Genomic DNA, 26,431 nt, shown 5'->3' with positions numbered 1-26,431 from the left:
CCGTCGCTCCTCAGGGGCAGCCGGGAGGCCACGTCCCCGCCTGCCGGGCGGCGGCCCGCGCCGCGTCGACGAACCGGCCGGCCGAGCCGAGCCACCGGTGCGGGTCGAGCGCCTCGTCGATCTCCGCCCCGGACAGGTGGGCACGGATCTGCGGGTCGGCGAGCAACGCGGCGCGGAACGCGGGGGCGGCGGCGGCCCGGGCGACCAGGTCGTGCGCGACGTCGCGGCCGACGGCGGGGGCCAGCCGGGCGGCGACGGCCTCGGCGAGCACCCGTCCGCCGGTGGCGTCGAGGTTCGCCCGCATCCGGGCGGGGTCGACCCTCAGTCCGGTCAGCAGCCGGGCGGACCGGGCGGTGACGCCGCCGGCCAGGTGCAGCAGGTCCCGCAGCGGCTCCCACTCGGCGTGCCAGCCGCCGGCGGCCCGCTCGTGCTCCTGCACCGCCGCGGCGAACAGGGTGGCGACGAGGCCGGGGCCGCGGCGGGCGGCGGCCCCGATCAGGATCGCGTCGACCGGGTTGCGTTTGTGCGGCATGGCGGAGGAGCCACCGCGTCCGCCGCCGCCCTCGGTGACCTCACCGACCTCGGTCTGGGCGAGCAGCCCGACGTCGAGCGCGACCTTGCCGGTGGCCGCGAGCAGGCCGCCGAGCGCGGCGGCCAGATCGAGGCGCGGCTGCCGTCGGGTGTGCCAGGGCAGCGCGCTCGCGGGCAGCCCCAGGTGGGCGGCGTACCGGGCGGCGACGTCGGGGCCGGCCGGGCCGAGCGCGGCGAGGGTGCCGACCGCGCCGCCGAGTTGCGCGGGCTGCCCGTCGCCGGCCTGCCGGAGCCGGTCGCGGGCCTGCGCCAGGCCGGTCAACCAGCCGGCGGCCTTGAGTCCGAACGTGGTGGGTGCCGCCTGCTGGCCGAGGGTCCGGGCGACCAGCACGGTGTGGCGGTGGGTGTCGGCGAGCCGGACGGCCGCGTCGACGGCGGTGTCGAGGTGCCGGCGCAGCGCGTCGAGCGCCCGGACGGCCAGCAGGCTCAGCGCGGTGTCCAGGATGTCCTGGCTGGTCGCCCCGAGGTGCACCCAGGGTCGGGCCGGGGCGGGCACGGCGGCGGTCAACTCCCGCACGAGGGGGACGACGGGGTTCCCGGCGGCGTCGGCGGCCCGGCCCAGCGCCGCCGGGTCGTACCGCCCGGGGTGGCACGCGGTGACGATCGCGTCGGCCGCCGGGGCGGGCACGAGACCGGCGTCCGCGCCGGCCCGGGCGAGGGCTGCCTCCGCGTCGAGCAGCGCCCGCAGCAGGGCCGGATCGTCGAGTTCCGCGTCCACCTCCGGGTTGCCGGACAGCCCGGAGAGCAGGCCGTCAGACGGCGAAGAAGACGGTCTCACGGTCGCCCTGCAGGTGGATGTCGAAGCGGAACCCGTCCGGTGCGGCGCTGGCCAGCAGCGTGTCCCGGCGGTCGACCTCCACGCCGGAGAGCACCGGGTCGACGGCGTTGGCCGCCGGCTCGTCGGGGAAGTAGAGCCGGGTCACCAGGCGGTGCAGCAGCCCCCGGCCGAGCACCGACAGGGTCAGGTGCGGGGCCTCGGTGCCGCCGTCCGGGTCGGGCAGCGGCCCCGGCCGGACCGTCAGCAGCCGGTAGCGCCCCTGGTCGTCGGTCTCGCTGCGGCCGAACCCCCGGAATCCCGCGAGCCGCGGCGGCCGGGCCCCGCGCGGGTCGTCGGGGTGGTCGAACCGGCCGTCCGGGTCGGCCTGCCAGCTCTCCACCAGCGCGTCGACCACGGGTTCCCCGGTGCCGTCGACGATCCGGCCCCGGATCCAGAACGCGCCGGGGGTGCCCTCGGGGACGACGTACGGGCCGTCGGGCCAGTGCAGGCCGATGCTCAGGTACGGCCCGACGGTCTGCGCCGGGGTGACGCCCAGCCGGTCACTCATGGTCGCCGTCCTCGAAGGGGGTGTCCTCCCGGCCCCGCAGCACGATGTCGAACGCGTAGGCCAGCGCCCACTCGGGCTGTGTGGCGGCGTGGTCGTAGCGGGCGACCAGCCGTTGCCGGGCCATCGGGTCACGCACCGAGTGCAACACGGGGTCCTGGAAGAACAGCGGGTCGCCGGGGAAGTACATCTGGGTCACCAGCCGCTGGGTGAACGCCCGGCCGAACAGGGAGAAGTGGATGTGCGCCGGCCGCCAGGCGTTGTCGTGGTTGCGCCAGGGGTAGGCCCCCGGTTGCACGGTGACGAACCGGTACCGCCCCTGGTCGTCGGTGAGCGTCCGGCCCACCCCGTCGAAGTGCGGGTCGATCGGGGCCGGCCAGGTGTCGCGCTCGTGGCGGTAGCGTCCGGCGGCGTTGGCCTGCCAGATCTCGACCAACGTACGCGGCACCGGCCGGCCGTCGCCGTCGCGGACCCGGCCGTGCACGATGATCCGCTGCCCCTGTGGTGATCCGTCGTGCTGGCGGGTCAGGTCGTGGTCGAGGTCGCCGAGGCGTCCCTCGCCCAACAGCGGCCCGGTGATCTCGGTCAGCCGCTGCGGCAGGTGGACCAGCGGCTGCCGGGGCGCCCGCGTCACGGTCGACCGGTAGCCGGGGCTGAACAGCGGCGGGTGGGCGTCGACGTCGTCGCGCCGGTACGCCGGCAGTCGGCGGCCGGTGGTGTCCTCGGTCATGGTCGGCTCCCCTCGGCCGTCGCCCGCAACGCGCGCAGCACCTCCAGCTCGTGCGCCGTGGGCGGTTCGTTGGTTGTCAGCGGCTCGGCGACGGCGAGGTCCCAGCCGGTGGCGGCCCGTGCCTGCTCCCGGCTCACCCCGGGGTGCAGCCGGGTCAGGGTCAGCTCGCAGCTCACCGGGTCGGGTTCCAGGACGCCGAGGTCGGTGATCACCAGTCGGGGTCCGCCGCCGCGCAGGCCGAGCCGTTCCCGGTCCCCCGGGCCCGTGCCGTAGCCGACGGAGGTGACGAAGTCGACCCGCGCGGTGAAGGTGCGCGGGTTCTGCCGGACGATCACCACGACCTCGCGGCAGGAGGCGGCGATCTCGGGTGCCCCGCCCGCGCCGGGGAGCCGGACGGCCGGGGTCGCGTAGTCGTCGCCGACGACTGTGGTGTTGAGGTTGCCGTACCTGTCGAGCTGGGCCGCGCCGAGGAAGCCGACGTCGATCCGGCCGGGTTGGAGCCAGTAGTTGAACACCTCGGGCACCGACACGACCGCGTCGGCGGTGTCGGCGAGGACGCCGTCGCCGATGGACAGCGGCAGCCGGTCCGGTTTCGCGCCGAGGCAGCCGGACTCGTAGACCAGCACCAGGTTCGGGGCGTGGGTGGCGCGGGCGAGGTTCGCCGCGGTGCTGGGCAGTCCGATCCCGACGAAGCAGGCGACGCCGTCGCGGAGCTGCCGGGCGGCGGCGACGGTCATCATCTCGTCGGCGGTCCACCCGGCGGACGGGGGCGGGCCGCTCACGTCGGCCTCCCGGGGCGGGGGGCGGGCCGCGCGGTCATGCCGCCGCCCCGGCCCGGTGCACGTGCCGGTCGAGCCAGGCACGGAAGGTGTCGCGGTCCCGGCTGACGGCGTCCCAGGCCCGGTAGAAGTCGTTGTCCCGGACCGAGTAGCCCTGGGCGTAGGAGGGGTGGGCGCCGCCGGGCACCTCGGCCACGGCGGTGACCGCCCAGCCGGGCAGCACGACCTGCCCGGGGACGGGGGTCAACTCGGGCACGACCTCCTCGACGGTGACCAGCGACCGGCGGGCGGCGAGCACCGCCTCCTTCTGCACGCCGGTGATGCCCCACAGCTGTACGTTGCCGGCCCGGTCGGCGCGTTGGGCGTGCACCACGGTCACGTCGGGGCGCAGGGCCGCCACGGCGGTGAGGGTCTCGCCGGTGAACGGGCAGTCGACCGACCGGACGTTGGCGGTGTGCCGGGGCAGGTCGGTGCCGGTGTAGCCGCGCAGCACGGCGAACGGCAGGCCGGACGCGCCGGCCACGTAGCGGTTGGCCATCCCGGCGTGGCTGTGTTCCTCCAGCTCCAGCGGGCGCGGCCAGGAGTGCTGCACGGCGTCGCGGAACCGGTGCAGCGATCCCACGCCGGGATTGCCGCCCCAGGAGAAGACCAGCCGGCGGGCGCAGCCGGCGCCGATGAGCTGGTCGTAGATGACGTCGGGGGTCATCCGGACCAGGGTCAGCTCCTGCCGTCGCTGGCGGATGATCTCGTGGCCGGCGGCGAACGGGATGAGGTGGGTGAAGCCCTCCAGGGCCACCACGTCACCGTCGCGGACCAGTTCCGCCACGGCCTGCGCGAGCGGGACGAGCGTCGCCATGGGCCTCCCGCCTCACCTCGGACCGGTGTTCGCCATGCGGACCATCGTGCTCATGTCGAACGTACGGTCGGCGGCGGCATCCGTCAATGTCCACCTCAGGTCCCGACGTCGGGAGGACCACCGTCCGGGCAGGACGTTGACGGGAGCCGGGTCGCGTGCCAACGTTCAATGAGAGAACACCCGTTCGCTCAGCGAACGCTTTCGGTGGCCCGCCGCCGGGCCCCGGTGTCGGGCCGGCGTCCAGGAAGGACGGACCGGGATGCGTACCCAGGTCGGCATCGTCGGCGCCGGGCCGGCGGGGCTCATGCTGTCGCACCTGCTGCACCGGCAGGGCATCTCCTCGGTGGTGCTGGAGAGCCGCAGCCGTGAGCACGTCGAGCACCGGCTGCGCGCCGGGGTGCTCGAACAGGGCTCGGTCGACCTGCTGTGCCGCACCGGCGTCGGCGAGCGGCTGCTCCGCGAGGGGCTGCGGCACGAGGGCATCGAGCTGCGCTTCGCCGGGGAGTCGCACCGGGTGCCGATGACCGAGCTGACCGGGCGGGCGATCACCGTCTACGGGCAGCAGGAGGTGGTCAAGGACCTGATCGCCGCGCGCCTCGCGGCCGGCGGCACGATCCTGTTCGACGCCGAGGTGACCCGGCTGGACGGGCTCGACTCCCCCGACCCGGTGGTCCGCTACCGACACGACGGCCGGGAGGAGGAACTGCACTGCGACTTCGTGGTCGGCTGCGACGGGTTCCACGGGGTGAGCCGGGGTGCGGTGCCCGACGGGGTGCTGACCAGCTACGAGCGGGCGTACCCGTTCGCCTGGCTGGGGGTGCTCGCCGCCGCCGCGCCGGCCGTGGAGGAACTCGTCTACGCCCACCACGATCGGGGTTTCGCCCTCTACAGCATGCGCTCACCGCAGGTCTCCCGGCTCTACCTCCAGGTCGCCCCCGACGAGGACATCGCCGCGTGGCCGGACGAGCGGATCTGGGCGGAACTGCGGGTCCGGCTGGAGACGGTGCCGGGCTGGTCGCTCACCGAGGGGCCGGTGCTGGAGAAGTCGATCACTCCGATGCGCAGTTTCGTGGTGGAGCCGATGCAGTGGGAGCGGCTGTACCTGGCCGGGGACGCCGTGCACATCGTCCCGCCCACCGGGGCCAAGGGCATGAACCTGGCGCTGGCCGACGTGGCGCTGCTCGGCGAGGCGTTCGCCGCCTGGTACTCCCACGGCCGCACCGACCTGCTGGCGGGCTACTCGACCACCGCGCTGCGCCGGGTCTGGCGGGCCCAGCACTTCTCCTGGTGGATGACCTCGATGCTGCACCGGCTGGCGCACGACGACCCGTACGAGGCGAAGTTGCAGACCGCGACGCTGCGGTACGCCGCCACCTCGCGGGCGTACGCGACGAGCCTGGCCGAGAACTACGTGGGCCTGCCCGAGGTCTGAGCGACGCCACCACGACGCAGCGTCGTTCAACTTATTCATGACGGGCGTCAGAAATTCTTGACTTTCGATGTCGGGGTGGCTGACCATGGCCACCACAGCGGCGTGCGCCCCCACGCAGCGGTTGGTTCCCCCCGCAGGTCCGAGGCATCCCGCCGACTTCCGACGCACCCCACCACCCCCGCCCAGGAAGGGCCTCGTCAATGAAGAAGGTCATGGCTCTCGGGTTGATCGCCGCCGCGGTCGCCCTCACCGGATGTACCGACTCCGACGCGTCCACCCCGTCCGCGCCGACCTCCGGCGACCTGCGCAAGGTCCGGGTCGCGGCGCTGCCGATCACCGAGACCGCCGCGCTGTGGGGCGGCATCAAGGCGGGCCTGTTCGCCGAGCGCGGGCTCCAGGTCGAGGTGCTGCCCGCCCAGGGTGGCGCGCAGGCCATTCCGGCGCTGATGAACGGCGACATCGACTTCGCCATCGGCCAGCCGTTCGGCCCGTTCCGCGCCGACCTGCAGAACCTCGGCGTCGTCATCATCGGCAACTACGCCTCCTCGTACGCCCAGGGCGACGACATCAACGCGGTGGTGGCCTCGGCGAAGTCGGGTGTCACCCGGCCGGCCGACCTCGCCGGCAAACGGGTCGCGGTCAACAGCCTGGGCGCGGCCGGCGACGTCACGATCATGGCGGCGGTGGAGAAGGACGGCGGCGACCCCAGGAAGGTCAAGTTCGTCGAGGTGGCCTTCCCGGACGCCCCGGCCCAGCTCGCGGCGGGCAACATCGACGCCGCCTGGGTGCCGGAACCCTTCGTCACCCAGCTGAAGGGTCGGGGCGACAGGTTCGTCGTGGCGCCCTACCAGGCGGTGGTGCCGGGCCTTGCCACCCTGACCACCATCACCACCACCGCCCGCCTCGACAAGGACGCCAAGCTGGTCGAGGACTTCTCCGCGGCGATGAAGAAGACCCTCCAGTGGGCGCAGGACCCGGCCAACGCACCGGCCCTGCGGCAGGCCATCAAGGACAACCTCCAACTGCCGCCGCCGGTGGCGGACTCGGTCAGACTGCCGGCGTTCGGCTGGGACGTCGACCGGGCCAGCCTGCAGACGCTCGCCGAACTCGCCGGCCGGTACCGGGTGCTCGACCGCCAGCCCGACCTCGACCGGCTCATCCGCCAGCAGTAGCCGACCCGGCGACGCCCCGGCGGCCCGGCCGCCGGGCGACGCCACCTTCGGAGGTGACCCGCCCGTGCCCACCACCCGACGGCCACCCGCGTTGCGCAGGACGCTGCTGGGCGTCACCGGCCTGGCCGCCTTCCTCGTCGGCTGGCAGGCGATCCCGACGCTGGGCCTGATCGACCCGCAGTACCTGCCGTACGTGACGGACGTGCTGGCCCGGCTCGCCGAACAGCTCGTCGACCTGGCGTTCTGGCGGCGGCTCGGCAGCACCATGACCTCCTGGGCGATCGGGCTGACCGTGGCGACCCTCGCCGCCGTCGCCCTCGGCACCCTCGTCGGCCTGGTGCCCTTCCTACGCCGGAGCACCCACACGATGGTCGAGTTCCTGCGTCCCATCCCGTCGGTCGCGCTCATCCCGCTCGCCGTGCTGATGTTCGGCATCCAGCGGCAGGCCGCCCTGGTCATCATCGTCTACGCATCGTTCTGGCAGGTGTTCGTGCAGGTGATCTACGGGGTCGCCGACGTCGACGCGGTGGCCCGGGACACCGCGCGCAGCTTCGGCCTGCGCCGCCGCGAGCAGTGGACGCACCTCGTCCTGCCGACCACCCTGCCGTACCTGATGACGGGTCTACGGCTGGCGGCGGCGGTGGCGCTCATCCTGGCCATCACCGCCGAGATGGTGATCGGCAACCCGGGGCTCGGCCGCATGATCGAGCTGTCCCGCTCCGGCGGCGACGCGGTCGGCCTGTACGCCCTCGTCGTGGTCACCGGCCTGCTCGGGCTGGCGGTGAACCTCGTCTTCCGGTTCGTCGAACGGCGGACGCTGTCCTGGCACGAGTCCGTCCGTGGGGAGCGGGCGCTGTGACCGCGTACCCGGGCCGGGTCGTCGCCGCGCCACGCCGCCGGGCCGGTACGCGGGCCGTGGCGGGCCTGCTGCACGCGCTCGGGCTGCCGATGCTGCTGCTGGTGCTCTGGGGCCTGGTGGCGACCAGGGCGACGAACCGGTTCTTCCCCGACCCGGTGACGATCGCCGACGCCTTCGTCGACACCTGGATCGGGCCCGCGTTCGTGCAGGACGTGCTGCCGAGCCTCTACCGCCTCGGCCTCGGGGTCGCCGCGTCGATCGTGCTCGGCGTCGCCGCCGGCACCGTCATCGGCCTGACCCCGTGGTTGCGCGAACTGCTCGAACCGCTGCTGGAGTTCCTCCGGGCCGTCCCGCCACCCGTGCTGATCCCGGTGGCGATGCTCCTGCTCGGCATCACCGACACCATGAAGGTCGTGGTGATCGTCTCCGGCGCGGTCTGGCCGATCCTGCTCAACACCGTCGAGGGGGTCCGGGGCACCGACAGCGTGCTGACGCAGACCGCACGGTCGTTCCGGGTCACCCGGTGGGAGCGGCTGTGGTTCCTGGTGCTCCCCGCCGCCAGCCCCCGGATCATGGCCGGGGTCCGGCAGGCCCTCTCGGTCGCGCTCATCCTGATGGTCATCTCCGAGATGTTCGCCTCGTCGGCCGGGCTGGGTTACCGGATCGCCTACTTCCAACGCAACTACCTCGTCGCCGAGATGTGGAGCGGCATCCTGCTGCTCGGCGGGGTCGGCGTGCTGCTCGCCGTCGTCTTCGGGGTCGTCGAGCGGCGCGTGCTGCGCTGGTACCACGGAATCAGGGAGGTCAACCGTGTCTGACCGGGGCACCCTGCTGCGGGTGACGCAGCTCAACAAGGTCTACCGGGCCCGCACCGGCGACGTCGAGGCGATCGGTGACCTCAGCTTCACGATGGACGCCGGCGAACTCGTCTGCATCGTCGGGCCGTCCGGGTGCGGAAAGACCACCCTGCTGAAGTGCCTCGCCGGGCTGCTGCGCCCGACCGGCGGCACCGTCGAGATGCACGGCGCACCGGTGACCGGCCCCAGCCCCGCGATGGCCGTGGTGTTCCAGGAGTACGGCCGCAGCCTCTACCCGTGGCTGACCGTGCGCGGCAACGTCGAGCTGCCGCTGCGGCACAAGCGGCTGTCCCGCGCACAGCGGCACACCCTGGTCGCCGACGCGCTCGACGCGGTGGGCCTGGCGCACGCCGCCCGCAGCCACCCGTGGCAGCTCTCCGGCGGGATGCAGCAGCGGGTGGCGATCGCGCGGGCCGTCGCGTACCAGCCGGAGGTCCTGATCATGGACGAGCCGTTCGCGGCGGTGGACGCGCAGACCCGGGCCGACCTGGAGGACCTGGTGCGGGAGCTGCACGCCCGACGCGGGATCTCGGTGCTGTTCGTCACCCACGACATCGACGAGTCGGTCTACCTCGGGCAGCGGGTGCTGGTGCTCTCCCACGCGCCCACCCGGGTACGCGAGGACCTAGTGATCGACCTGCCCGCCGACCGCGACCAGATCACCACCCGCGCCCTGCCCCGGTTCACCGAACTGCGCACGCACGTCTACGGCGAGATCCAGCGGGCCAGACGCGGGCACAATGTGGCCCCGCGACCCGCGCCGTGAGCGCGCCGGGCGTCGGAGGCGTCGGAGGGGATGACTGTGGCTAGGCGACAGCCCAAGCAGCTGGTGCTCGCCTTCTTCGGCGAACACGTCGTCGACGGCGACACCGGGCCGATCCGGGCCAGCGTCCTGATCACCGTGCTGGAGGGGGCGGGGGTCGCCGCGCCGGCGACCCGGGCCACCCTCGACCGGCTGGTGCGCAGCGGCGTCCTCGCCCGGGGGCGCAGTGGTCGGGAGACGCTGTTCTCGCTGACCGAGCACGGGGCGGCGGTGCTGCGCGAGGCGACGTACCGGGTGCGCGGGCCGCGGCCGTTCGACCCGCAGGGCAGCGGTTGGACGCTCGTCACCTTCTCGATCCCGGAGGAGCAGCGGACGCTGCGGCACCGGCTGCGCTCCACGCTCACCTGGGAGGGTTTCGCGCCGATCCGCGACGGGCTGTGGCTGGCCCCGGGCGAGGTCGACCTCGCCGGGTCGTTGGAGCCGCTGCGCCGGGACCTCGCCCCGCACCCCGTGGTCGCCTTCCACGCCCGCGAACTCGCCGGCTTCCCGATCGGCGACAGCGTCCGCGCCGCCTGGGACATCGAGGCGATCCGGCGCGAGCACCTGGCATTCATCGACAGGTGGGCCGACCCGGCCGCGACCACGGCGACGGCGGGCGCGTTGACCCTGCGCACGATGCTGGTGGCGGACTGGCTGGCGCTGCTGCGGGCCGACCCGAGACTGCCCGCCGAGTTCATGGACGCGCAGTGGCCGGCCGCCCGGTCGGCGCAGACCTACCGCCTGGCGCACCGGGCGCTGGCCGAGGCGTCCGCGGCGGAGTTCGCCGCCCTGGTCACCCACCGGCCCACGGTCAGCCGGCGAACCGCGCCCGCAGCTCGGCCTTCCTGACCTTCCCCGACGCGGTCCGCGGCAACTCGTCCACGACGACCACGTTCTTCGGCAACTTGTAGCGGGCGACCCTGCCGTCGAGGTGGGCCCGGACGGTGCCGGTGTCCACCGAGGCCCCCGCCCGGACGGTCAGCACCGCCCACGGCACCTCCCCCCAGCGGTCGTCCGGCACCCCGATCACGGCCGCCGACACCACCCCGTCGATCTCGCCGAGCAGCAGTTCGAGTTCCGCCGGGTAGATGTTCTCGCCACCCGAGATGATCATGTCTTTGAGCCGGCCGGAGACGTAGAGGTAGCCGTCGTCGTCGAGGCGGCCCAGGTCGCCGGAGCGGAACCAGCCGTCGGCGGTGAACGCCTCGGCGGTCGCCTCCGGCAGGCCGTGGTAGCCGGGGAAGACGTTGGGCCCGGCCACCTCGATCTGACCCACCGCACCGGCGGGCAGCACGGCCCCGCCCGGGTCGGTGATCCGGACGTCGGTGAAGAAGTGCGGCAGGCCGACGCTGCCCTGCTTGGCCCGGGTCACCGCCGGCGGCAGCGCGGTCGCGCCCGGCGACGCCTCGGTCATCCCGTACCCCTGGGAGAACGACAGGCCGCGCGCCTCGTACGCGTCGAGGATGCGGGTCGGCACGGCGGACCCGCCGCAGGTCAGCTTCGTCAGCGTGGACAGGTCGGTCGAGGCCCAGTCGGGGTGGTCGGCCAGCAGCTGGTAGGTGGTCGGCACCCCGCTGAGCATGGTGACCCGGTGCCTGGCGATCTGCGCGAGCGCCCGCCCCGGTTCGAAACCCCGCTCGATGACCATCGTGGCCCCCTTGAGGATGACGGGCAGCGCGCCCATCCCCAGCGAGGCGACGTGGAACAGCGGCGAGATCATCAGCGCCACGTCGGTGGAGACCACGTCGTAGTCGACCACGCAGTTGAGCGCCACCCAGGTCAGGTTGCCGTGGGTGAGCACCGCGCCCTTGGCCCGGCCCGTGGTGCCCGAGGTGTAGACGATCGCCGCCGGGTCGGTGGGGCCGGGGTCGGCGTGCCCGGCCCGTGCCGGGTCGGCGTCGCGGGTCAGCGTCGCCAGGCCCGGCCGGTCCGGGGTGCCCCCGCCGGTGACCAGCACCCGTGGGGGCCGGGCGGTCGGCAGCGCGGCGGCCACCGGCACCGCGAAGTCCGGGTCGTGGATCAGCACCCGGGCCGCGCAGTCGGTCAGCACGTGGCCGATCTCGGGGGGTGCGAGCCGGGTGTTGACCGGCACGAACACGGCACCGAGCCGCACCGTCCCGAACATCACCTGGAGGAACTCCGGGCTGTTCTCGCCCAGGTAGGCGACGGTGTCGCCGGTGCCCACGCCGTGTTCCCGCAGCACCGCCGCGACCCGGTCCACGGCGTCGGCGAACTGCGCGTAGGTGACGGTCGCGCCCGCGCCGTGCACGAGGGCGATCCGGTCCGGGGACCTGAGCCGACGCCGGGCCACCCAGGCGCCGATTCCGTGCTGGTGCATCAGCAGTCTCCTGGTGGTGGAGGGGGGATGATGACCTGGCCGGACGCCCGGGGTCTCAGGCGTGGAAGCGGTACAACCCCCGGGCGACCACCGCCGGCTTGGTGCCGCCCTCGATCTCGATGGTCTGGTCGACGGTGAGCTGGTAGCCGCCCCGCACCTCGGCCACCTCGACGACGGTGGCCCGCATCCGCACCCGCGCGCCGACCACGACCGGGGCGGGGAAGCGCACCCGGTCGAGGCCGTAGTTCACCTTGGTGGACACGCCCTTGACCTCCAGCAGCTCGGTCCAGAACGGCACCGCCAGCGACAGGGTGAGGAAGCCGTGGGCGATCGGCGCGCCAAACGGGCCGCCCGCCGCCCGCTGCGGGTCCACGTGGATCCACTGGTGGTCGTCGGTGGCGTCGGCGAACAGGTGCACCTGGTCCTGGGTGACCGTCCGGTAGCCGGTGTGCCCCAGGTCCGTGCCGGCGAGGTCGGCGAGCTGGTCGTAGGTGATGGTCGTCGTCATGGCGACTCCTCTCGTACGGGCGGGGCGAGGCCCAGCAGCCGGGCCGCGTTGTCCTTGAGGATGCCCGGGAGCACGTCGGGCTTGAGGTCGGTGGCCGCCACGTCCCGCAGCCACCGGTCGGGGGTCAGCAGCGGGTAGTCGGTGCCGAACAGCACCCGGTGCCTCAGCACCGAGTTGGCGTGGCGCACCAGCGCGGCCGGGAAGTACTTCGGGCTCCAGCCGGACAGGTCGATCCAGGTGTTGGGTTTGTGGGTGGCCACCGACAGCGCCTCGTCCTGCCAGGGCACCGACGGGTGGGCCATGACGATCTGCAGGTCGGGGAAGTCGGCGGCGACCGGGTCGAGCAGCATCGGGTTGGACAGCCCGAGCCGCAGACCGTACCCGCCGGGCAGGCCCGCACCGATGCCGGTCTGTCCGGTGTGGAAGATCGCCGGCAGGCCGGCCCGCTCGATCAGGGCCCACAGCGGGGCGTACGCCTCGTGGCCGGGGTCGAAGCCCTGCACGGTGGGGTGGAACTTGAACCCGCGTACCCCCTCCTGCTCGATCAGCCGGGCGGCGAGGTCGAGGGCCGCCGCGCCGGTGCGCGGGTCGACCGACCCGAAGGGGATGAGCACGTCGGCGTGCTCGGCGGCGGCACGGGCGATCTCGGCGCTGGACAGCGGCGGGTGCCGCAGTTGGGTGCCCGCGTCGACGGTGAAGACGACGGCGGCCATCTGCCGCTCGCGGTAGTACCGGGCCACCGCGTCGACGGCGGGGCGGGGCCCGTCGGTGCGGAAGTACTTCGACACGGCGGCCACCAGCGGTTCGGGCAGCGAGGCGTGGCCGTGGTCGTCGACCTCGATGTGCACGTGCATGTCGATCGCGGTGACGGCGTCGAGGTCGATCGCGGGTCGGTACACGGGCGGCAGCCTCCGTCGGGCGGGTCCGGTCCGGCGGGGCGGGCGGACGGTCTCGTCGGTCCAGTGACGGTCGGCCGGGTCAGGGGCTCGCCGGCTGGAACTGGGCGGGCAGTTCGGGGAACCGTTCGCCGACGCTCTGCGCGGCCCCGTCGAACGTCGTCGGCCAGGCCTCCACCAGCGCGTCGTAGGTCCAGCCGCCCTCGCGGTAGGCGGTCAGGGCCGCCTCCGGGTGGGTCCAGATCTGCAGGCGGTCGCCGCCGACGCCGATCACCTGCCCGGTGACCTTGGCCGCCGCGTCGGAGGCGAGGAAGGCGATCAGGCCGGCCACGTCGTCGACGGTGCCGAAGCCGAGGTCGTGCCGGAAGAACGCGGGCATCGGCTCACCGTCGGCCTCGGCGCGGACGGCGGCGGCGAAGTAGGGGACGGTGGCGGTCATCGCGGTCGCGGCGACCGGGACGACGGTGTTGGCGGTGATGCCGGCCCGCTTCAGCTCCAGCGCCCAGGTGCGGACCATGCCGACGATGCCCGCCTTGGCCGCCGCGTAGTTGGTCTGGCCGAAGGTGCCCCGCTGCCCGGTGGGCGAGCCGATGCAGATGATCCGGCCGCCCTCGCCGGCCTGCCGCATGTGCCGCACCGCCTCGCGCACGGTGGTGAAGGTGCCCCGCAGGTGCACGGTGACGACGGTGTCGAAGTCGTCGTCGCTCATCTTCCACAGCACGGTGTCGCGCAGGACTCCGGCGTTGGTGACCAGGGCGTCGAGCCGGCCGAACGTGGCGAGGGCGGTGTCGACCAGTTCCTGGGCGGTCCCGGTCGGGCCCACCGGCGCGGTCACCCCGACGGCCCGCCCGCCGGACGCCTCGATCGTGGCCACCGCCTCGGCCGTGACGTCGGCGTCGATGTCGTTGACCACGACGTGGGCGCCCCGCCGCGCCAGCTCCTGGGCGTAGGCCAGGCCGAGGCCGCGCCCGGAGCCGGTGACGATGGCGACTTTGCCGTCCAGTGACATGGGCACTCCCTTCCGTCGATGCGATCTGAGCACGGACCGTTGAGAATGTCAATTATTCAGGAAGCTTGCTACCATCGTCGCCATGCCCGCCGAACGGACCCGGTCGACCGGCAGCGACCGGCTGCGGGACAGCGCGCTCGCCGGTGACCTGAGCTTCCTGCTGGCCCGCGCCAACGCGCTCGCCCTCGCCGCGGCGAACGCCGCCCTGGCCACCCACGGCCTGAAGGCCCGCTCCTACTCGGTGCTCGCGCTGGCCGCCGACGACGTCCGCCCGACCCAGCGCGAACTCGCCGAGTTCCTGCGGCTCGACCCGAGCCAGGTCGTCGCCCTCGTCGACGGGCTGGAACAGCGGCACCTCGTCGAGCGGCACGCCGACCCCGCCGACCGGCGGGCCAACGTCCTCGTCGCCACCGACGCCGGCCGGGACCTGTTCGCCCGCGCCCGCGACGCCGTCCGCGCCGTGGGGATCGACTCGCTGTCCGTCGTGCCGGCGCAGGACCAGGCCCGGCTGGCCCGGCTGCTGCGGCTGCTGGCCTTCCCCGACTGATCCCCCCTCACCGGGGCGTGCCGCCCAGGGCCCGGGACAGCACCCGACCCGCCGCCTGCACCAGCGGGGCCAGCGCCACCGGGTCCGCCCGGTCGTGGGCGACCACCAGCGACAACGCCGCCACCACCCCCTCCGGGGCCCGGATCGGCGCGGCCACCGACAGGGCGTCCATGGTGACCTGCCGGTCGCTGACCGCGTACCCGACCCGGCGCACCTCGGCCAGCTGACGGCGCAACCGCCCCGGATCGGTGACGGTCAACCCGGTGTACCGCTCCAGCGGCGCGGCCAGCACCCGTTCCTGCACCTCGGCCGGAGCGTGGGCGAGCAGCACCAGCCCGACCCCGGTCGCGTGCAGCGCGAACCGGCCGCCCACCCGGGTACGCACCGGCACCGCCTGCCGGCCGGCGATCCGCTCGATGAACACCAGTTCGAGCCCCTGCCGGACGGCGAGCTGGACGTTCTCGTGCGTCACCTCGTACAGGTCCTCCATCACCGGCAGGGCCACCTCGCGCAACCCCAGGCCCCGGGGCGCGAGCGAACCCACCTCCCACAGCCGCAGGCCGATCCGGTACCGCCCGTCCCCGCCACGCTCCAACGCACCCCAGGCCAGCAGTTCCGCCACCCGACGGTGCACGGTGGACAGCGGCAGCCCGGCCCGGCGGGCCAGCTCACTGAGCGTCAGGGCCGGGCTGGCCGGGCTGAACGCGTCGAGCAGCGCCAGCACCCGGCTGGTCACCGTCCGACCCGGCTGCCCGCGCATCCCACCATCCTCCCCGCCCGCGCCGGCCGGTCACAGCTCCAGGACGAGCCGGGGGGTACGGGCCCGCGAGACACAGATCAGCATGGTGTCCCCGGCGGCGCGGTCCTTCGCGGACAGCAGGCTGTCGCGGTGCTCCGGCACCCCGGCCAGCACCGGGGTCTCGCAGGTGCCGCAGGTGCCCTCCCGGCAGGACGACAGGACCGGGACCCCGGCCTCCTCCACCGCCCGCAGGATCGGCACCCCCGGCGGCACGGTCACCGTCCGCCCGGACAGCGCGAGTTCCACCTCGATCGCCGTGTCCGGCCCGGCGGTGTCGTCCCGGGGCGCGAACCGCTCGATGTGCAGCCCGCCGGGCGGCCAGTCCCGGCAGTGTTCCTCCACCGCCCGCACCAGCGACTCCGGGCCGCAGCAGTAGACCAGGCCGTCGCCGGGCCCGGCCAGCAGCCCGGCCAGGTCGAGCAGCCCCGTCTCGTCCTGCGGGTACAGGCCGACCCGGTCGCCGTACCGGTCGCGCAGCCCGGTGGCGTACGCCATCGCGGCGCGGGTGCGTCCGCCGTACGCCAGGTGCCAGTCCGCGCCCGCGGCGTCGGCGGTGGCGACCATCGCCACGATCGGGGTGATCCCGATGCCACCGGCGACGAAGCGGTACCGCCGGGCGGCGACCAGCGGGAACGTGTTGCGGGGGCCGTGCACCCGGACGGTGCCGCCGACGGTGAGCCGCTCGTGCGCAGCCCGGGAGCCGCCGCGTCCCGCCGCCTCCCGCTGCACCGCGATCCGCAGGACGGACCGGTCGGCGGGGTCACCACAGAGGGAGTACTGCCGCAGCAGACCGGGGCCCAGCTCCAGGTCGACGTGCGCGCCCGGCGCCCACCCGGGCAGCGCCGCGCCGTCGGGGCGGGCCAGGCCGAACTCGACGACCCCGGCGGCCACCTGCCGGCGGGCGACCACGACGAGGTCCGTTCCGGTCACGCCGGCACCGCCTGCCGGCCGGTCGGGTCGGCCGCCGGCACGCTCGGGACGTGGTGGCCGCGCGGATGGTCGAGCAGCCACTGCCACAACGCGACCGGCTCCTCGGCGAGCCGCTGCGCGCCGCAGTGGCAGATGCCGCGCAGGGTGTCGGTACCCGGCACCCAGTGGACCCGGTAGACCCGGCCGCCGTCGACCGCGGGGGTCACCGGGGCGCTCCCACCGTCCCCGACCCGACGAGCCGGGCCAGCAGCCGCCGGGCGGCCAGCCCGCCGGTGTCGATGTTGATGCTCAGCTCCTGGTACCGCTCCGGTTCGGCGGCGATCACCCGCTCCAGGATGTTGAGCGCCGCGACGTCCTGCATCACCACGGTGTGGTTGCTCTGGTGCAGGTACTCGCTGACCGACTCGTCGTCGACCGCGAAGTCCCGGGCCACCGCCCAGAAGTCGTACGTGCTGTGCGCGGTCGACGGGGTGATCGCGTAGACGATCTCGGCGTGGAAGGCGGCGCTGTCCTCGCCCTCGGCGGGTGGATGGACGCCCTGCGGGGCGATCCGGCTGTGCAGCAGGTAGAGGCAGGGCGGGTGGTACTCGATGTCCTGCCAGCGGGTGATCCGGCCCTGGATGCCGGTCGAGCGGGCGTAGAACGGCGGGCACTCGGCGTCGTCCATGTGCCGGCTGACGTGCACCACGCCCCGGTCCTCGTCCACCTCGGTGGTGATCGGGGTGTTCGCCACCTCGGGGGTGCCGATGTAGCCGCCGTGCAGGTAGGTCTCGTGGGACAGGTCCATCAGGTTGTCCACCAGCAGGCCGTAGCGGGCCTCCAGCGGGGCCATGCCACGGACCACCGCGTACCGGGGGTCGGCCAGCCACGGCGCGCGGGGAATCGTGGCCGGGTCGGCCCGGTCCCGGTCACCGATCCACACCCAGACGAAGGAGTCCTGCTCCACCACCGGGTACGCCGCGACCCGCGCGGTACGCGGAATCCGCTGCTGCCCCGGGACGAAGACGCAGGTGCCGGTGGGGTCGTAGGTGAAGCCGTGGTAGCCGCAGACGACGGTGTCGCCGTCGAGGCGGCTCTGCGACAGCGGGTAACGCCGGTGCACGCACCGGTCGGCGAGCGCCACTGCCTCCCCCGCGCCGGTGCGGTACAGCACCAGCGGCTCGCCGAGCACGGTGCGGGCGAGCAGGTCCCGGCCGACCTCGACGCCGTGGGCGGCCACGTACCACTGGTCCCGGGCGAACTCCATCCGCACGACCTCCTCGCGGGCTGACCATCGACGGAGACGAATCATCGCGTCCGGGGCCGCCGCCCGGGAGCATGCCTTCCGTTGAGTGGAAGACGGGGTGGCGGCACCGCCGGCCGGGAACGCGTCGGGCACCGTCCGAGCGGGGCACCGCGGCCGCGGACCGTGCGGCACGATGGTCGGGTGGACACGCAGGGCTACTCCTTCGACAACGCCAGCGCCCAGGCCACCGCCCACCACGACGCGCTGGCGGACCTGTTGGACGAACCGACCCGGGCCGCCCTCACCGAACTCGGCGAGCTGACCGGCCGGCGCTGCCTGGAGGTGGCCGCCGGGGCCGGCAGCATCGCCCACTGGCTGGCCGACCGGGCCGCCGAGGTGGTCGCCACGGACATCGCCCCGCAGCACATCCCGGCCCGGCCCGGCCTCGTCGTGCGCCGCGAGGACATCGTCACCGACCAACCGCCTGGCACCTTCGACCTGGTGCACGCCCGGCTGGTCCTGGGCCACCTGCCCCGCCGGGAGGAGGCCCTGCGGCGGATGGTCGCCGCGCTGCGGCCCGGTGGTGCGCTGCTCATCGGCGAGTTCGCCCACCCGCCCGCCGACTTCGTCGCCGACGCGCCCGACGCGGCAACCGCCGACCTGCTGATCCGTTACCTGGCCGCCCACGTGGCGACGCTGACCGCCCGGGGCCTGGACACGGGGTGGGCGCAGCGGGCCCCCGCCGTCTTCGCCGACGCGGGGCTGACCGACGTGCGGTCGCACACCACGGCACACCGGTGGCGGGGCGGCGGCCCGGGCTGCCGCCTGCTGCGGGCCGGCATTCCCCAGCTACGGGCCGCCCTGCTGGCCCACGGGGCGACCGACGCCGACCTCACCGCGACGATGGCCGCCCTCGACGACCCCCGGGTGGTCGTCAACGGCTTCCCCTTCGTGCAGATCAGCGGTCGCGCCCCGCACCGTCCGGCCTGACCCCGTCGTTGCGCCGCCGCCGACCCGGGCCGGTCAGGCCCGGACCCGGCGGGCCGAGCGGGGGGCGGGGCGGGTGGGCCGGCCCACCCGGGTGACGTGCAGCAGGCGCTGGGGCGCGACGTCGAGCAGCGCACCGAGCGCCGCCCGGGTGGTGGGGACGTCGATGAGCTGGCTCAGCGGGTGGGCGGCCAGGCCCGCCGTGTGCAGGGTCAGCCAGGCCCGCAGCAGCACCCGTCCGAACGCGACCTGGCCGGGGTGGTCAAGGTGGTCGGGGGCGATCAGGACCAGCACGGTGCCGCCCTGGGCGAGGGGGTCGCCAGCGGCGGCGGCGAGCAGTCGCGGCAGGCCCAGCGGGCGCAGCACCGGATACCCGGCCAGTGCCGCGCGCAGGCCGACGGCGGCGGGGCGCGACAGGGCGAGGCACCTGTCGGTCAGTCCGTCGGCGTGGTAGCCCGGGTGTGCCGGGTCCAACCGCAGCCAGTGCCGCAGTTCCGCGACGACCGCCGGGTCGGCGTACTGCCGGCGGTCGGCGGTGCGCAGCAGCGTGCCGAGCCGCCCGGCGTCCGGCACGGCCCGTACGCTGCCGCCGGCCGGGCGGGCGACCGCGTCCAGCGCGGCGCGGGTGTCGGCGTCCACCGTCCCGGCGAGCGTGCCCCGGTGGGTCCGGCGCTCCCACACGTCCGTGGTGCAAAACGGCGTCGGGTAGCGGTCCGGGGCGGGCCGCAGCAGCCCCACCCACCTGTGCTGTTCGTCGTGGTCGGCGACGTACTCCAGCCGCAGCCCGGCGTCGGCCGCGACGATCAGGCACGTTTCGACGAACGCGCCGAGGGACAGCCGCAGGTCCCGGCCGGTGGGGTCGCCGACGGGCAGGGTGTGGGCGGGGTCCCAGCCGATCCGGATCGCGGCGGGCTCGTAGCGCAGCCGCCACGGTTGGGTGTTGTGCGCGCTCGGGGCCCGCCAGCACCACGGTTCGAGGGCGCGGAACGCGTCGTGGTCCACTAGCGCTCCTTCGCGTAGAAGGTGTACCCGTGCAGCGGTCGACCGCCCAGGCGGCGGTACTGGGCGGCCGAGGCGACGTTGTCCCGCTCGACGTAGGTGCTGCGCAGTGTGGTGTAACCGCCGGTGTACAGGTTGCGGTGCAGGTGGGTGGAGAGCAGCCGCTGGTAGCCGCGCCCCTGGTGCTGCGGGAGCACCCCCTTGACGATCAGCACCGCCTCCCGGCGGTAGCGGCGGCGGGCGGCCAGCAACCGGGCCTGGTTGAGCAGGTGCAGGTCGCCCCGGACGGCGATCAGGAACTCGCTGATGTCGGGTACGCAGAGCACGAACGCGACCGGCTCGCCGTCGCGGGTCAGGTAGAGCAGCAACGACTCGTCCAGCAGGTACGCCAGCCCGTCGGTCTGCCGCCGTAGCTGCGCGGCGGAGATCGGCGTGTAGTAGCCGAGCTGGGCGAAGGAGGCGTTGAGCATCCCGCGCAGCAGGTCGAGCTGGTCGTCGAGGTGGCGGACGTCGCCCCGGTGCAGCGCGATGCGGGCGCCGTCCGGGTCGACGTGCACCGGCGGGAGGGGCTCCGGTGGGGCGGGCACGGGGCAGATCCAGGTGTCGGCCTCGAACCGGCGGACGAACCCGTACGCCTCGTAGGCGGTCGGGTACCACGGCGGGTTCCAGGCGCTGTCGACGAAGCCCCGCTCGGCGTACCCGGAGGTGATCACGCCACCGGCCTGGTTGGGTAGCAGCGCCACCGGGCCGAACAGCAGGTCCCGGTCGGTGCCGGCGTGCGCGGCGATCGCGTCGAACAGCGGCTGCGCCGCCGGCTCGGTGAACTCGGTGAGCCCGAAGAGCTGGCACCGGCGGCCGAGCTTGGCGTCGAAGTCCGCGTCGGTGTGCAGGGTGGTGCGGCCGACGACCGTGCCGGCGGCGTCGCGCAGCAGGTACAGCGGCACGCCGTCGCGCCACCAGCGGCGGATCTGCTGGCGGGGGGTGGGCACGTGGCGGGGTTCGCCGGCGTAGAGCCGGTCGCCGAAGGCGAGGAACTGCCGCAGGCCGCGCCGGTCGGTGACCCGGGTGAACCGGTGCCGGGCGGGGCTCACCGGCGTACCGCCGGCCCGGTCGTCTCCGCGCCCAGCGGGGTGAAGGTGTCGATGTGCCCCATCTCCGGGCCCTCGGCCCGCCAGGTGCCGTTGGAGTAGCCGTCGGGGCTTGCGGTGTAGAGCCGGATGAAGCCGGCGGTGGCGTTGCGGGTGCCGTCGGTCAGCCAGACCATCAGCCGGCGGTGGTGCCGGGTGCGGGCGAAGCGCAGCATCGCGTCGCGGTCGGTGAAGAACGCGATGGTGCCCAGCGTCAGCGGGAACTGCCAGTAGACGGTGTGCCAGCAGTAGCCGTTCATCCGGCGCATGTCGCGCAGCATCCGGAACCAGGACGGGGCGAGCCGCAGCAGCACCAGCGGGTTGGTGTAGCGGGTGCCGCCGATGAACATGGCGCCGGCGCGGGCCTGCGCGGGGGCACGGGAGAAGTCACGGGTACGCATGGTCACCTCACCAGGTAGCTGTTCTTGATCTTCTGTTGCCCGGCGAACGGGCCGGTGCCGGGGGCGTGCAGTTCGACCCGCAGGTCACCGGCGGTGGCGTCCTCCACCAGGGACTGGGCGAAGTCGCGGGAGACCGAGGTCAGGTGGCGGCGGACGCCGAGGCGGCACGCGTCGGCGAGCGCGGCGCGTTGCGGGGCGGCCAGCGGGCGGCGCAGTTCGAGGTGGATCACCGGCCGGCTCTCCAGCGTCGCGTCCTCGACCAGGGCCAGGCAGAACCGGCTGATCTCGGCGGCGTATGGGTTGCCGACGTAGAGGCCGTACTCGACGTCCTGCGGGTAGAGGTTCGCACCGAGGTAGGAGATGGTGGAGTCGCTGCGGCCGAAGAGCAGCAGCAGCGGCAGCGTCATCCGCTCGGCCGCGAGCGCGGGGCGCAGTTCGGCCCGGCGTACCGGGTCGGCGCAGACCAGCTCGACGGCCCGCTGGTACGACACGAGCTGCGCCTCGTCCCCGACGTTGTACCGCAGCCGGGGCTGGAGCACGTCCCCGGTGACCGTGCAGAGCAGTTCGCGTCGCTCGTTGGTCTCCAGGTAGGTGGCGAACGGGTTGTACTGGAACACCATCGGCAGCCGTTGCTCGTCCGCGCCGAGCAGGGCGTCGCGCAGCCCTCGGTCGGTCTGCAGGCGGCGGCGCAGCCACACCGTGAACCGGGTCTCCGCGCCGATGCCGATGCTCAGGTCCGACGCCCCGTACGCCGACCGGACGCGGGTGAAGCGTTGCTCCAGGTAGTCGCGTAGTGCCTCGGTCATCGCCTCCCCGCCGCAGCTGGCCGCGACGCGGTACCGCGACCAGGGGAAGCCCTCGGCGTCGAGCCGGTCGCGCAGGTGCTTGAGGAACGGCGGGTAGGCGGTCACCAGGTAGTCGAAGTCGGGGCCGAACTCCCGCAGGGTGTCGATGATCTTCCCGAGGTCGGGGCCGGTGTTCTTCACCACCGCGATCCGGGCCATCGCCGCGCCGGTGGTCGTCCCGGTCGCCCAGGCCCCCATCGAGTAGGCGTTGATGACGAACGGTCGGCGCATCGGGAAGACCAGTCCGGTGTAGCCGGCGATGTCCCGGTGCACGGCGTGCAGTTCGCGTTCGCCGCGCGGCCAGTTGAACGGCTGCCCGGCCGAGCCGGCGGACTCGTCGACGATGACCCCCCGGGTGGGCAGCCGGCCGTGCCGGCAGCGGGCGGTGGCGTCGTGGGCCAGCACGTAGCTGCGCTTGTCGGTCTCGGGGAAGTCGGTGAGCCGGCGGCGCACGCCCGCCGGGCGGGCCCGTAGGAAGGCGCGGTAGGCGGGGACCTGCCGGGCGGCCCGCGCGCACACCCCGCGGGCGTGCGCGGCGGCCAGCGCGTCCAGTGCCGGGTGGTGCCGCCGGGCCGTCCAGCGCCAGCCGGCGGGTTGCCGGGCGGCGAGCCGGCCCAGCGCGGCCACCGCGCGGCCGAGGGCCCCCAGGCCGACCTGCCGGCCGTGCGCCACCACGGCCGGCAACGGCGATTCGACGGTACGCAGGGCGACGGGTCGGTGCGGTAGCTCGGCCATGCCGACCACTCTGTCCGGGCCGGCGCGCCGGGTCCTGAGGCCGGATGCGGTGGGTACCTGAGTATTCCTACTCGGTCGGCCGCCCCGGGGTGGGTGTGCCGGGATGTTCCGGGCACGCCCACCCCGGCCGGGGTCAGCCGGTGGGCCGGCCGAACCAGCGGGTCAGCTGGCCCTCCAGGTCGCTCTGGTCGTCGCCGAGCCAGGCGACGTGACCGTCGGGGCGCAGCAGGACGCACGGGGCGTCCAGGTCCGCCGTGGGGTCGGTGAGGTGGTCGACGCGGTCGGTCCAGCCGGCGACGCCGAGCCGGCCGGTGCGGTCCAGCAGCAGGCCCCGGCCGTGGCGCAGCCGGTCGTAGAGGCGACCCTGACGCAGGTCGAGGTCACGCAGCCGCCGGCCGAGCAGGTCGGGCCCCGACCCGAGGTCGTAGCGGACGCCGATCGCGGTGATCTTCTCGGTCAGGTGGCGGTTCACCGCGTCGAAGGCCACCAGTTCGGTGAGCAGCCGACGTACGGCCTGCGCGCCCGGTCCGTCGGAGAGCAGTTCCGTCTGGGCGCGGGTGTTGTCCAGCACGTCGGCGGCGACCGGACGGCGTTCGTCCTGGTAGGTGTCCAGCAGGGTGGCCGGTGCCCAGCCCCGGACCTGGGCGGCCAGTTTCCAGCCGAGGTTGACCGCGTCCTGCACGCCGAGGTTGAGGCCCTGCCCACCGATGGGCGGATGGATGTGCGCCGCGTCGCCGGCCAGCAGCACCCGCCCCACCCGGTACGCGTCGGCCAGCCGGGTGGCGTCGCCGAAGCGGGACAGCCAGCGTGGGGAGTGCACCCCGAAGTCGGTGCCGGTGACGGCGCGTAACCGCTGCCGGACGTCGTCGATGGTGGGCGGTGCGGCACGGTCGGTGACCCCGGCGGCGGGGACGACGACGCGGCAGGCGCCGTCGCCGAAGGGGGTCAGGCTGAAGCGTCTGTCGACCTGCCCGAGCCCGGCCAGGGTGGCCGCGATCTCCTCGGGCGACATGCCGACCGCCAGCTCCCCCATCAGCGTCTCGGTCCGCGCGGGTTCGCCGGGGAAGGCGACGCCGAGCAGCTTGCGCACGGTGCTCCGGCCGCCGTCGCAGCCGACGAGGTAGCGGGCCCGCAGCCGGTGCCCGTCGGCCAGCGTGACGCCCACCCCCGTGTCGTCCTGGTCGAGGCCCACCACCGGCGTGCCGTGGCGGATCTGCGCCCCGATGCCGGTCGCGTGCTCTTCGAGCAGCCGCACGACGACCGGCTGCGGAATGCCCAGCAGGTAGGGGTGGGCGGTGTCCAGTCCGGGGGGCGGGGGCGCGGCGATGGCGGCGAAGAAGCCGGCGGCGGGTCGTCGCCGGCCGTGTTCGTGCAGACGGTCGAGCAGTCCGCGCATCGCCATCAGTTCGATGCTGCGGACGTGCAGGCCGACGATGCGCACCATCGAAGTGGGTTCGGTCTCCCGTTCCAGGACGAGAACCCGCACGTCGTGCAGGCGTAGTTCGGCGGCGAGCATCGCGCCGGTCGGGCCGCAGCCGACGATGACCACGTCGGTGTCGTGGGGTGGCCGGCCGGCAGGGGCCGGGGGCGGGAAACCTGAAGCGGGTTCGACCGTTGCGGTGGGCGGGGTGGGGGCGAGCGGCGACTGGTGCACGGGAAGCGCCTTTCGGGAGTGCCTGGTGGGCGGGCGCTCCCGGGCGACGGTTACGTCGGTCGCCCGACCGCGACGGGCAGGGGGAGCACCCACGTGGGTACGGCGTTCATGGGTCTCACCTCCTCGGGCTGCGTCACGGGCAGCGGCAACCTATCCACCGGCCGGCGGCCTGTCCAGCGCCTTTTCCGGCCGTCCGGGCCCCGAATTTCGAATGTTTCGGCGTCCGCCCGCCGGCCGGCGCCGGCAACCGTGTGTCATCTGGCCGACCACTCCACGTCCCGACGCGTCCACCTGCACGAACTCGACTTCCGCCAGCTCAGCCCACCCGGCGAGGTTTCCGGAACATTTCCGAAAGTTGTTGACAGTGTGGTCGACCGCTATCGATACTGACCCTTCGATGGGCATACACATGCATCAATTATTTACGTCATGTAGCGAGGAGGGTCCGTGGGCAGCAGCCTGAGGCGACGCAGGATAGTGAGCAGAACGGCCTTGCCGGCAGCGGTGTTGTTGCTGGTCGGCGGCGCGGTGGCGGTCCAGTCCGGTACCCCGGCCGTCGCCGCCGAGACCACGCTGCGGGCCGCAGCGGCCAAGGCAGGGTTGTTCTTCGGCACCGCGTCCTCACCGAACCGGCTCTACCCGATCCTCGGTCAGGAATTCGGCCAGCTGACCCCCGAGAACGACATGAAGCCCGACCGGATCGCCACGTCGAGCGGTGGGCTGCAGAACACCAGCGGCGCGGACCAGCTGGTCAACCACGCGCAGAGCAACGGCATGGTGGTCCGGGGACACACCCTGGTGTGGCACTCGCAGGCCGGCGCGCTGCAGGGGGCCAGCCAGGGCACGCTGAACACCTTCATCGGCAACGCCATCAACCGCTGGGGCAGCAAGATCGCCTACTGGGACGTGGTCAACGAGGCGCTGGAGGACAACAACACCGGCCGCCGCCGCAACCAGTGGCCGCACACCATGAACCGGGACGCCAACGGCGACGGCGACTTCTTCGACGCCGGGGACACCGACGTCATCCGGGACTCGTTCATCCGGGCCAAGCAAATCGTGCAGGCCGGCGGCTACTCCACCAAGCTCTGCATCAACGACTACGACGTCGAGGGGCTGACCGTCAAGGGCGGTGGCCCGAACCGCAAGGCCAACGCGCTGTACGACATCGTGCGGACCTACCGCCAGTACATCGACTGCGTCGGGTTCCAGTCGCACTTCAACGACAACCCGAACAGCATCATCAGCAACGACCTGCAGGCCAACATCCAGCGCTTCGCCGACCTCGGCGTCGAGGTGCACCTGTCCGAGGTCGACATCGACGACGACCTGAGCAACAACGACATCGGCGCCGGCCAGGCGGACAACTACCGCAAGGTCGTCCGGGCCTGCCTGAACGTCGCGAAGTGCACGGGCATCACCGTCTGGGGCATCTCCGACAGCGAGTCGTGGCGCTCCTCCGAGCGGGGCCTGCTGTTCACCGGCGGCAACGGCAACTACCAGAAGAAGGCCGCGTACTACGCCGTCCTCGACGAGCTGAACAAGGGCCGGACCACCACCCCGCCGACCACCACGCCGCCGCCGACCACGCCGCCGCCCACCACCCCGCCGCCGACGACTCCCCCGCCCACCACGCCGCCGCCGACGGGCGGCTGCACGGCCACGGTGTCGTTGAACTCCTGGACCGGCGGCTTCGTCGCCACCGTCCGGGTCACCGCCGGCAGCGCGCCGATCCAGGGCTGGAACGTCCAGCTCACCCTGCCGTCGGGTGCCGCGATCACCAACGTGTGGAGCGCCGAGCGCACCGGCACCAGCGGCAGCGTCCAGTTCGGCAACGTCAACTACAACGGCTCGGTCGCCGCCGGCCAGTCCACCGAGTTCGGGTTCCAGGGCACCGGGTCCGCCACCGGCCTGACCCCGGTCTGCACCGCCTCCTGAGCACTGCCTGTCCCGGGCGGGCGCGGACCGTCCGCCCGGGACAGGCGCAGGGGGCCGGCACCGAGTCCTGACGGCGGGGGGTGGAGAGGGGGG

The 26,431-nt window shown here is 73.9% G+C and carries 27 protein-coding genes; 9 read left to right on the top strand and 18 right to left on the bottom strand.

Annotated features, from left to right (window positions below):
* Nucleotides 1-10: 10 nt before the first annotated feature.
* The 5 genes from pcaB to ACOJTC_RS25855 all read right to left on the bottom strand — a co-directional run bounded on the left by pcaB (nt 11) and on the right by ACOJTC_RS25855 (nt 4,278).
* Nucleotides 11-1,369, bottom strand: coding sequence for a 3-carboxy-cis,cis-muconate cycloisomerase (gene pcaB, locus ACOJTC_RS25875; protein WP_420118838.1), 1,359 nt, complete (start codon nt 1,367-1,369; stop codon nt 11-13).
* On the bottom strand, nt 1,344-1,916 hold the full coding sequence (gene pcaG / locus ACOJTC_RS25870; protein WP_420118837.1) for a protocatechuate 3,4-dioxygenase subunit alpha: 573 nt from the start codon (nt 1,914-1,916) through the stop codon (nt 1,344-1,346). The genes pcaB and pcaG overlap by 26 nt, the downstream gene beginning before the upstream one ends.
* Nucleotides 1,909-2,643, bottom strand: coding sequence for a protocatechuate 3,4-dioxygenase subunit beta (gene pcaH / locus ACOJTC_RS25865; protein ID WP_420118836.1), 735 nt, complete (start codon nt 2,641-2,643; stop codon nt 1,909-1,911). Before pcaH ends, pcaG begins: the two co-directional genes overlap by 8 nt.
* Nucleotides 2,640-3,383 (bottom strand): CoA-transferase subunit beta, encoded by a 744-nt coding sequence (locus ACOJTC_RS25860; protein WP_420118840.1) that lies wholly within the window; start codon nt 3,381-3,383, stop codon nt 2,640-2,642. Before ACOJTC_RS25860 ends, pcaH begins: the two co-directional genes overlap by 4 nt.
* A gap of 76 nt (nt 3,384-3,459) precedes the next feature.
* The gene (locus ACOJTC_RS25855; protein WP_204926581.1) at nt 3,460-4,278 is read right to left on the bottom strand and encodes a CoA transferase subunit A; all 819 of its coding nucleotides are present in this window, start codon (nt 4,276-4,278) and stop codon (nt 3,460-3,462) included.
* 259 nt (nt 4,279-4,537) lie between these two features.
* Here ACOJTC_RS25855 and ACOJTC_RS25850 point away from each other — a divergent pair, with 259 nt between their 5' ends.
* From ACOJTC_RS25850 to ACOJTC_RS25825, 6 genes are all read left to right on the top strand, one after another.
* A complete protein-coding gene (locus ACOJTC_RS25850; RefSeq protein WP_420118835.1) occupies nt 4,538-5,710 on the top strand; it encodes a 4-hydroxybenzoate 3-monooxygenase in 1,173 nt (390 codons plus the stop codon).
* 212 nt (nt 5,711-5,922) lie between these two features.
* Entirely contained in the window at nt 5,923-6,882 is a 960-nt protein-coding gene (locus tag ACOJTC_RS25845) for an ABC transporter substrate-binding protein (protein WP_420118834.1), read from the top strand.
* Nucleotides 6,883-6,946: 64 nt separating this feature from the next.
* Nucleotides 6,947-7,741: an ABC transporter permease gene (locus tag ACOJTC_RS25840; RefSeq protein WP_363654577.1), complete on the top strand. Its 795-nt coding sequence runs from the start codon at nt 6,947-6,949 to the stop codon at nt 7,739-7,741.
* Complete coding sequence (locus ACOJTC_RS25835) at nt 7,738-8,559, top strand: ABC transporter permease (protein ID WP_357935264.1); 822 nt, start codon at nt 7,738-7,740, stop codon at nt 8,557-8,559. The genes ACOJTC_RS25840 and ACOJTC_RS25835 overlap by 4 nt, the downstream gene beginning before the upstream one ends.
* Nucleotides 8,552-9,364 (top strand): ABC transporter ATP-binding protein, encoded by an 813-nt coding sequence (locus ACOJTC_RS25830; RefSeq protein WP_363654581.1) that lies wholly within the window; start codon nt 8,552-8,554, stop codon nt 9,362-9,364. The genes ACOJTC_RS25835 and ACOJTC_RS25830 overlap by 8 nt, the downstream gene beginning before the upstream one ends.
* Nucleotides 9,365-9,394: 30 nt before the next feature.
* A complete protein-coding gene (locus tag ACOJTC_RS25825; protein WP_357935270.1) occupies nt 9,395-10,249 on the top strand; it encodes a PaaX family transcriptional regulator C-terminal domain-containing protein in 855 nt (284 codons plus the stop codon).
* Here the strand turns inward: ACOJTC_RS25825 and ACOJTC_RS25820 are convergent.
* From ACOJTC_RS25820 to ACOJTC_RS25805, 4 genes are all read right to left on the bottom strand, one after another.
* Nucleotides 10,212-11,738 (bottom strand): acyl-CoA synthetase, encoded by a 1,527-nt coding sequence (locus tag ACOJTC_RS25820; protein WP_420118833.1) that lies wholly within the window; start codon nt 11,736-11,738, stop codon nt 10,212-10,214. The genes ACOJTC_RS25825 and ACOJTC_RS25820 overlap by 38 nt on opposite strands.
* Before the next feature lie 55 nt (nt 11,739-11,793).
* Entirely contained in the window at nt 11,794-12,246 is a 453-nt protein-coding gene (locus ACOJTC_RS25815) for a MaoC family dehydratase (RefSeq protein ID WP_420118832.1), read from the bottom strand.
* Nucleotides 12,243-13,145, bottom strand: coding sequence for an amidohydrolase family protein (locus tag ACOJTC_RS25810; protein ID WP_420118831.1), 903 nt, complete (start codon nt 13,143-13,145; stop codon nt 12,243-12,245). The genes ACOJTC_RS25815 and ACOJTC_RS25810 overlap by 4 nt, the downstream gene beginning before the upstream one ends.
* Before the next feature lie 79 nt (nt 13,146-13,224).
* A complete protein-coding gene (locus ACOJTC_RS25805) occupies nt 13,225-14,151 on the bottom strand; it encodes an SDR family oxidoreductase (protein ID WP_420118830.1) in 927 nt (308 codons plus the stop codon).
* 82 nt (nt 14,152-14,233) lie between these two features.
* On the opposite strand from ACOJTC_RS25805, the gene ACOJTC_RS25800 reads away from it, so the two are divergent.
* Nucleotides 14,234-14,698 (top strand): MarR family winged helix-turn-helix transcriptional regulator, encoded by a 465-nt coding sequence (locus tag ACOJTC_RS25800; RefSeq protein ID WP_145920501.1) that lies wholly within the window; start codon nt 14,234-14,236, stop codon nt 14,696-14,698.
* Between the two features lie 7 nt (nt 14,699-14,705).
* On the opposite strand, the gene ACOJTC_RS25795 is transcribed toward ACOJTC_RS25800, so the two are convergent.
* Genes ACOJTC_RS25795 through ACOJTC_RS25780 form a run of 4 tightly spaced genes read right to left on the bottom strand, consistent with a single transcriptional unit; the run spans nt 14,706 to nt 17,673 of the window.
* Complete coding sequence (locus tag ACOJTC_RS25795) at nt 14,706-15,458, bottom strand: IclR family transcriptional regulator (RefSeq protein ID WP_357935284.1); 753 nt, start codon at nt 15,456-15,458, stop codon at nt 14,706-14,708.
* 30 nt (nt 15,459-15,488) lie between these two features.
* A complete protein-coding gene (locus ACOJTC_RS25790) occupies nt 15,489-16,427 on the bottom strand; it encodes a PDR/VanB family oxidoreductase (RefSeq protein WP_420118829.1) in 939 nt (312 codons plus the stop codon).
* Entirely contained in the window at nt 16,424-16,633 is a 210-nt protein-coding gene (locus ACOJTC_RS25785) for a hypothetical protein (protein WP_204926591.1), read from the bottom strand. Before ACOJTC_RS25785 ends, ACOJTC_RS25790 begins: the two co-directional genes overlap by 4 nt.
* Nucleotides 16,630-17,673, bottom strand: a complete 1,044-nt coding sequence (locus ACOJTC_RS25780; RefSeq protein WP_420118828.1) for a Rieske 2Fe-2S domain-containing protein — start codon at nt 17,671-17,673, stop codon at nt 16,630-16,632. The genes ACOJTC_RS25785 and ACOJTC_RS25780 overlap by 4 nt, the downstream gene beginning before the upstream one ends.
* 180 nt (nt 17,674-17,853) lie before the next feature.
* On the opposite strand from ACOJTC_RS25780, the gene ACOJTC_RS25775 reads away from it, so the two are divergent.
* Nucleotides 17,854-18,642 carry a class I SAM-dependent methyltransferase gene (locus ACOJTC_RS25775; RefSeq protein ID WP_204926593.1) on the top strand — a complete coding sequence of 263 codons (789 nt, stop codon included), beginning with the start codon at nt 17,854-17,856 and terminating at the stop codon, nt 18,640-18,642.
* A gap of 33 nt (nt 18,643-18,675) precedes the next feature.
* Here the strand turns inward: ACOJTC_RS25775 and ACOJTC_RS25770 are convergent, their stop codons facing one another.
* The 5 genes from ACOJTC_RS25770 to ACOJTC_RS25750 all read right to left on the bottom strand — a co-directional run bounded on the left by ACOJTC_RS25770 (nt 18,676) and on the right by ACOJTC_RS25750 (nt 24,295).
* Nucleotides 18,676-19,641 carry a nitroreductase gene (locus ACOJTC_RS25770; RefSeq protein ID WP_420118827.1) on the bottom strand — a complete coding sequence of 322 codons (966 nt, stop codon included), beginning with the start codon at nt 19,639-19,641 and terminating at the stop codon, nt 18,676-18,678.
* Nucleotides 19,641-20,729 (bottom strand): GNAT family N-acetyltransferase, encoded by a 1,089-nt coding sequence (locus tag ACOJTC_RS25765; RefSeq protein ID WP_357935298.1) that lies wholly within the window; start codon nt 20,727-20,729, stop codon nt 19,641-19,643. Before ACOJTC_RS25765 ends, ACOJTC_RS25770 begins: the two co-directional genes overlap by 1 nt.
* A complete protein-coding gene (locus ACOJTC_RS25760) occupies nt 20,726-21,166 on the bottom strand; it encodes a DUF4188 domain-containing protein (protein ID WP_088642613.1) in 441 nt (146 codons plus the stop codon). The genes ACOJTC_RS25765 and ACOJTC_RS25760 overlap by 4 nt, the downstream gene beginning before the upstream one ends.
* A 2-nt stretch (nt 21,167-21,168) precedes the next feature.
* Complete coding sequence (locus ACOJTC_RS25755; protein ID WP_420118826.1) at nt 21,169-22,746, bottom strand: phenylacetate--CoA ligase family protein; 1,578 nt, start codon at nt 22,744-22,746, stop codon at nt 21,169-21,171.
* 133 nt (nt 22,747-22,879) lie between these two features.
* Complete coding sequence (locus ACOJTC_RS25750; protein ID WP_420118839.1) at nt 22,880-24,295, bottom strand: FAD-dependent monooxygenase; 1,416 nt, start codon at nt 24,293-24,295, stop codon at nt 22,880-22,882.
* A gap of 582 nt (nt 24,296-24,877) precedes the next feature.
* Here ACOJTC_RS25750 and ACOJTC_RS25745 point away from each other — a divergent pair.
* Nucleotides 24,878-26,338 carry an endo-1,4-beta-xylanase gene (locus ACOJTC_RS25745; RefSeq protein WP_420118825.1) on the top strand — a complete coding sequence of 487 codons (1,461 nt, stop codon included), beginning with the start codon at nt 24,878-24,880 and terminating at the stop codon, nt 26,336-26,338.
* The last annotated feature ends 93 nt before the right edge of the window (nt 26,339-26,431 follow it).

It is taken from the genome of Micromonospora sp. (genome assembly GCF_048594385.1).
Lineage (GTDB): Bacteria > Actinomycetota > Actinomycetes > Mycobacteriales > Micromonosporaceae > Micromonospora > Micromonospora wenchangensis.
The sequence above is the reverse complement of the archived record's forward strand: the minus strand, read 5'-3'. Positions and strand labels throughout refer to the sequence as shown.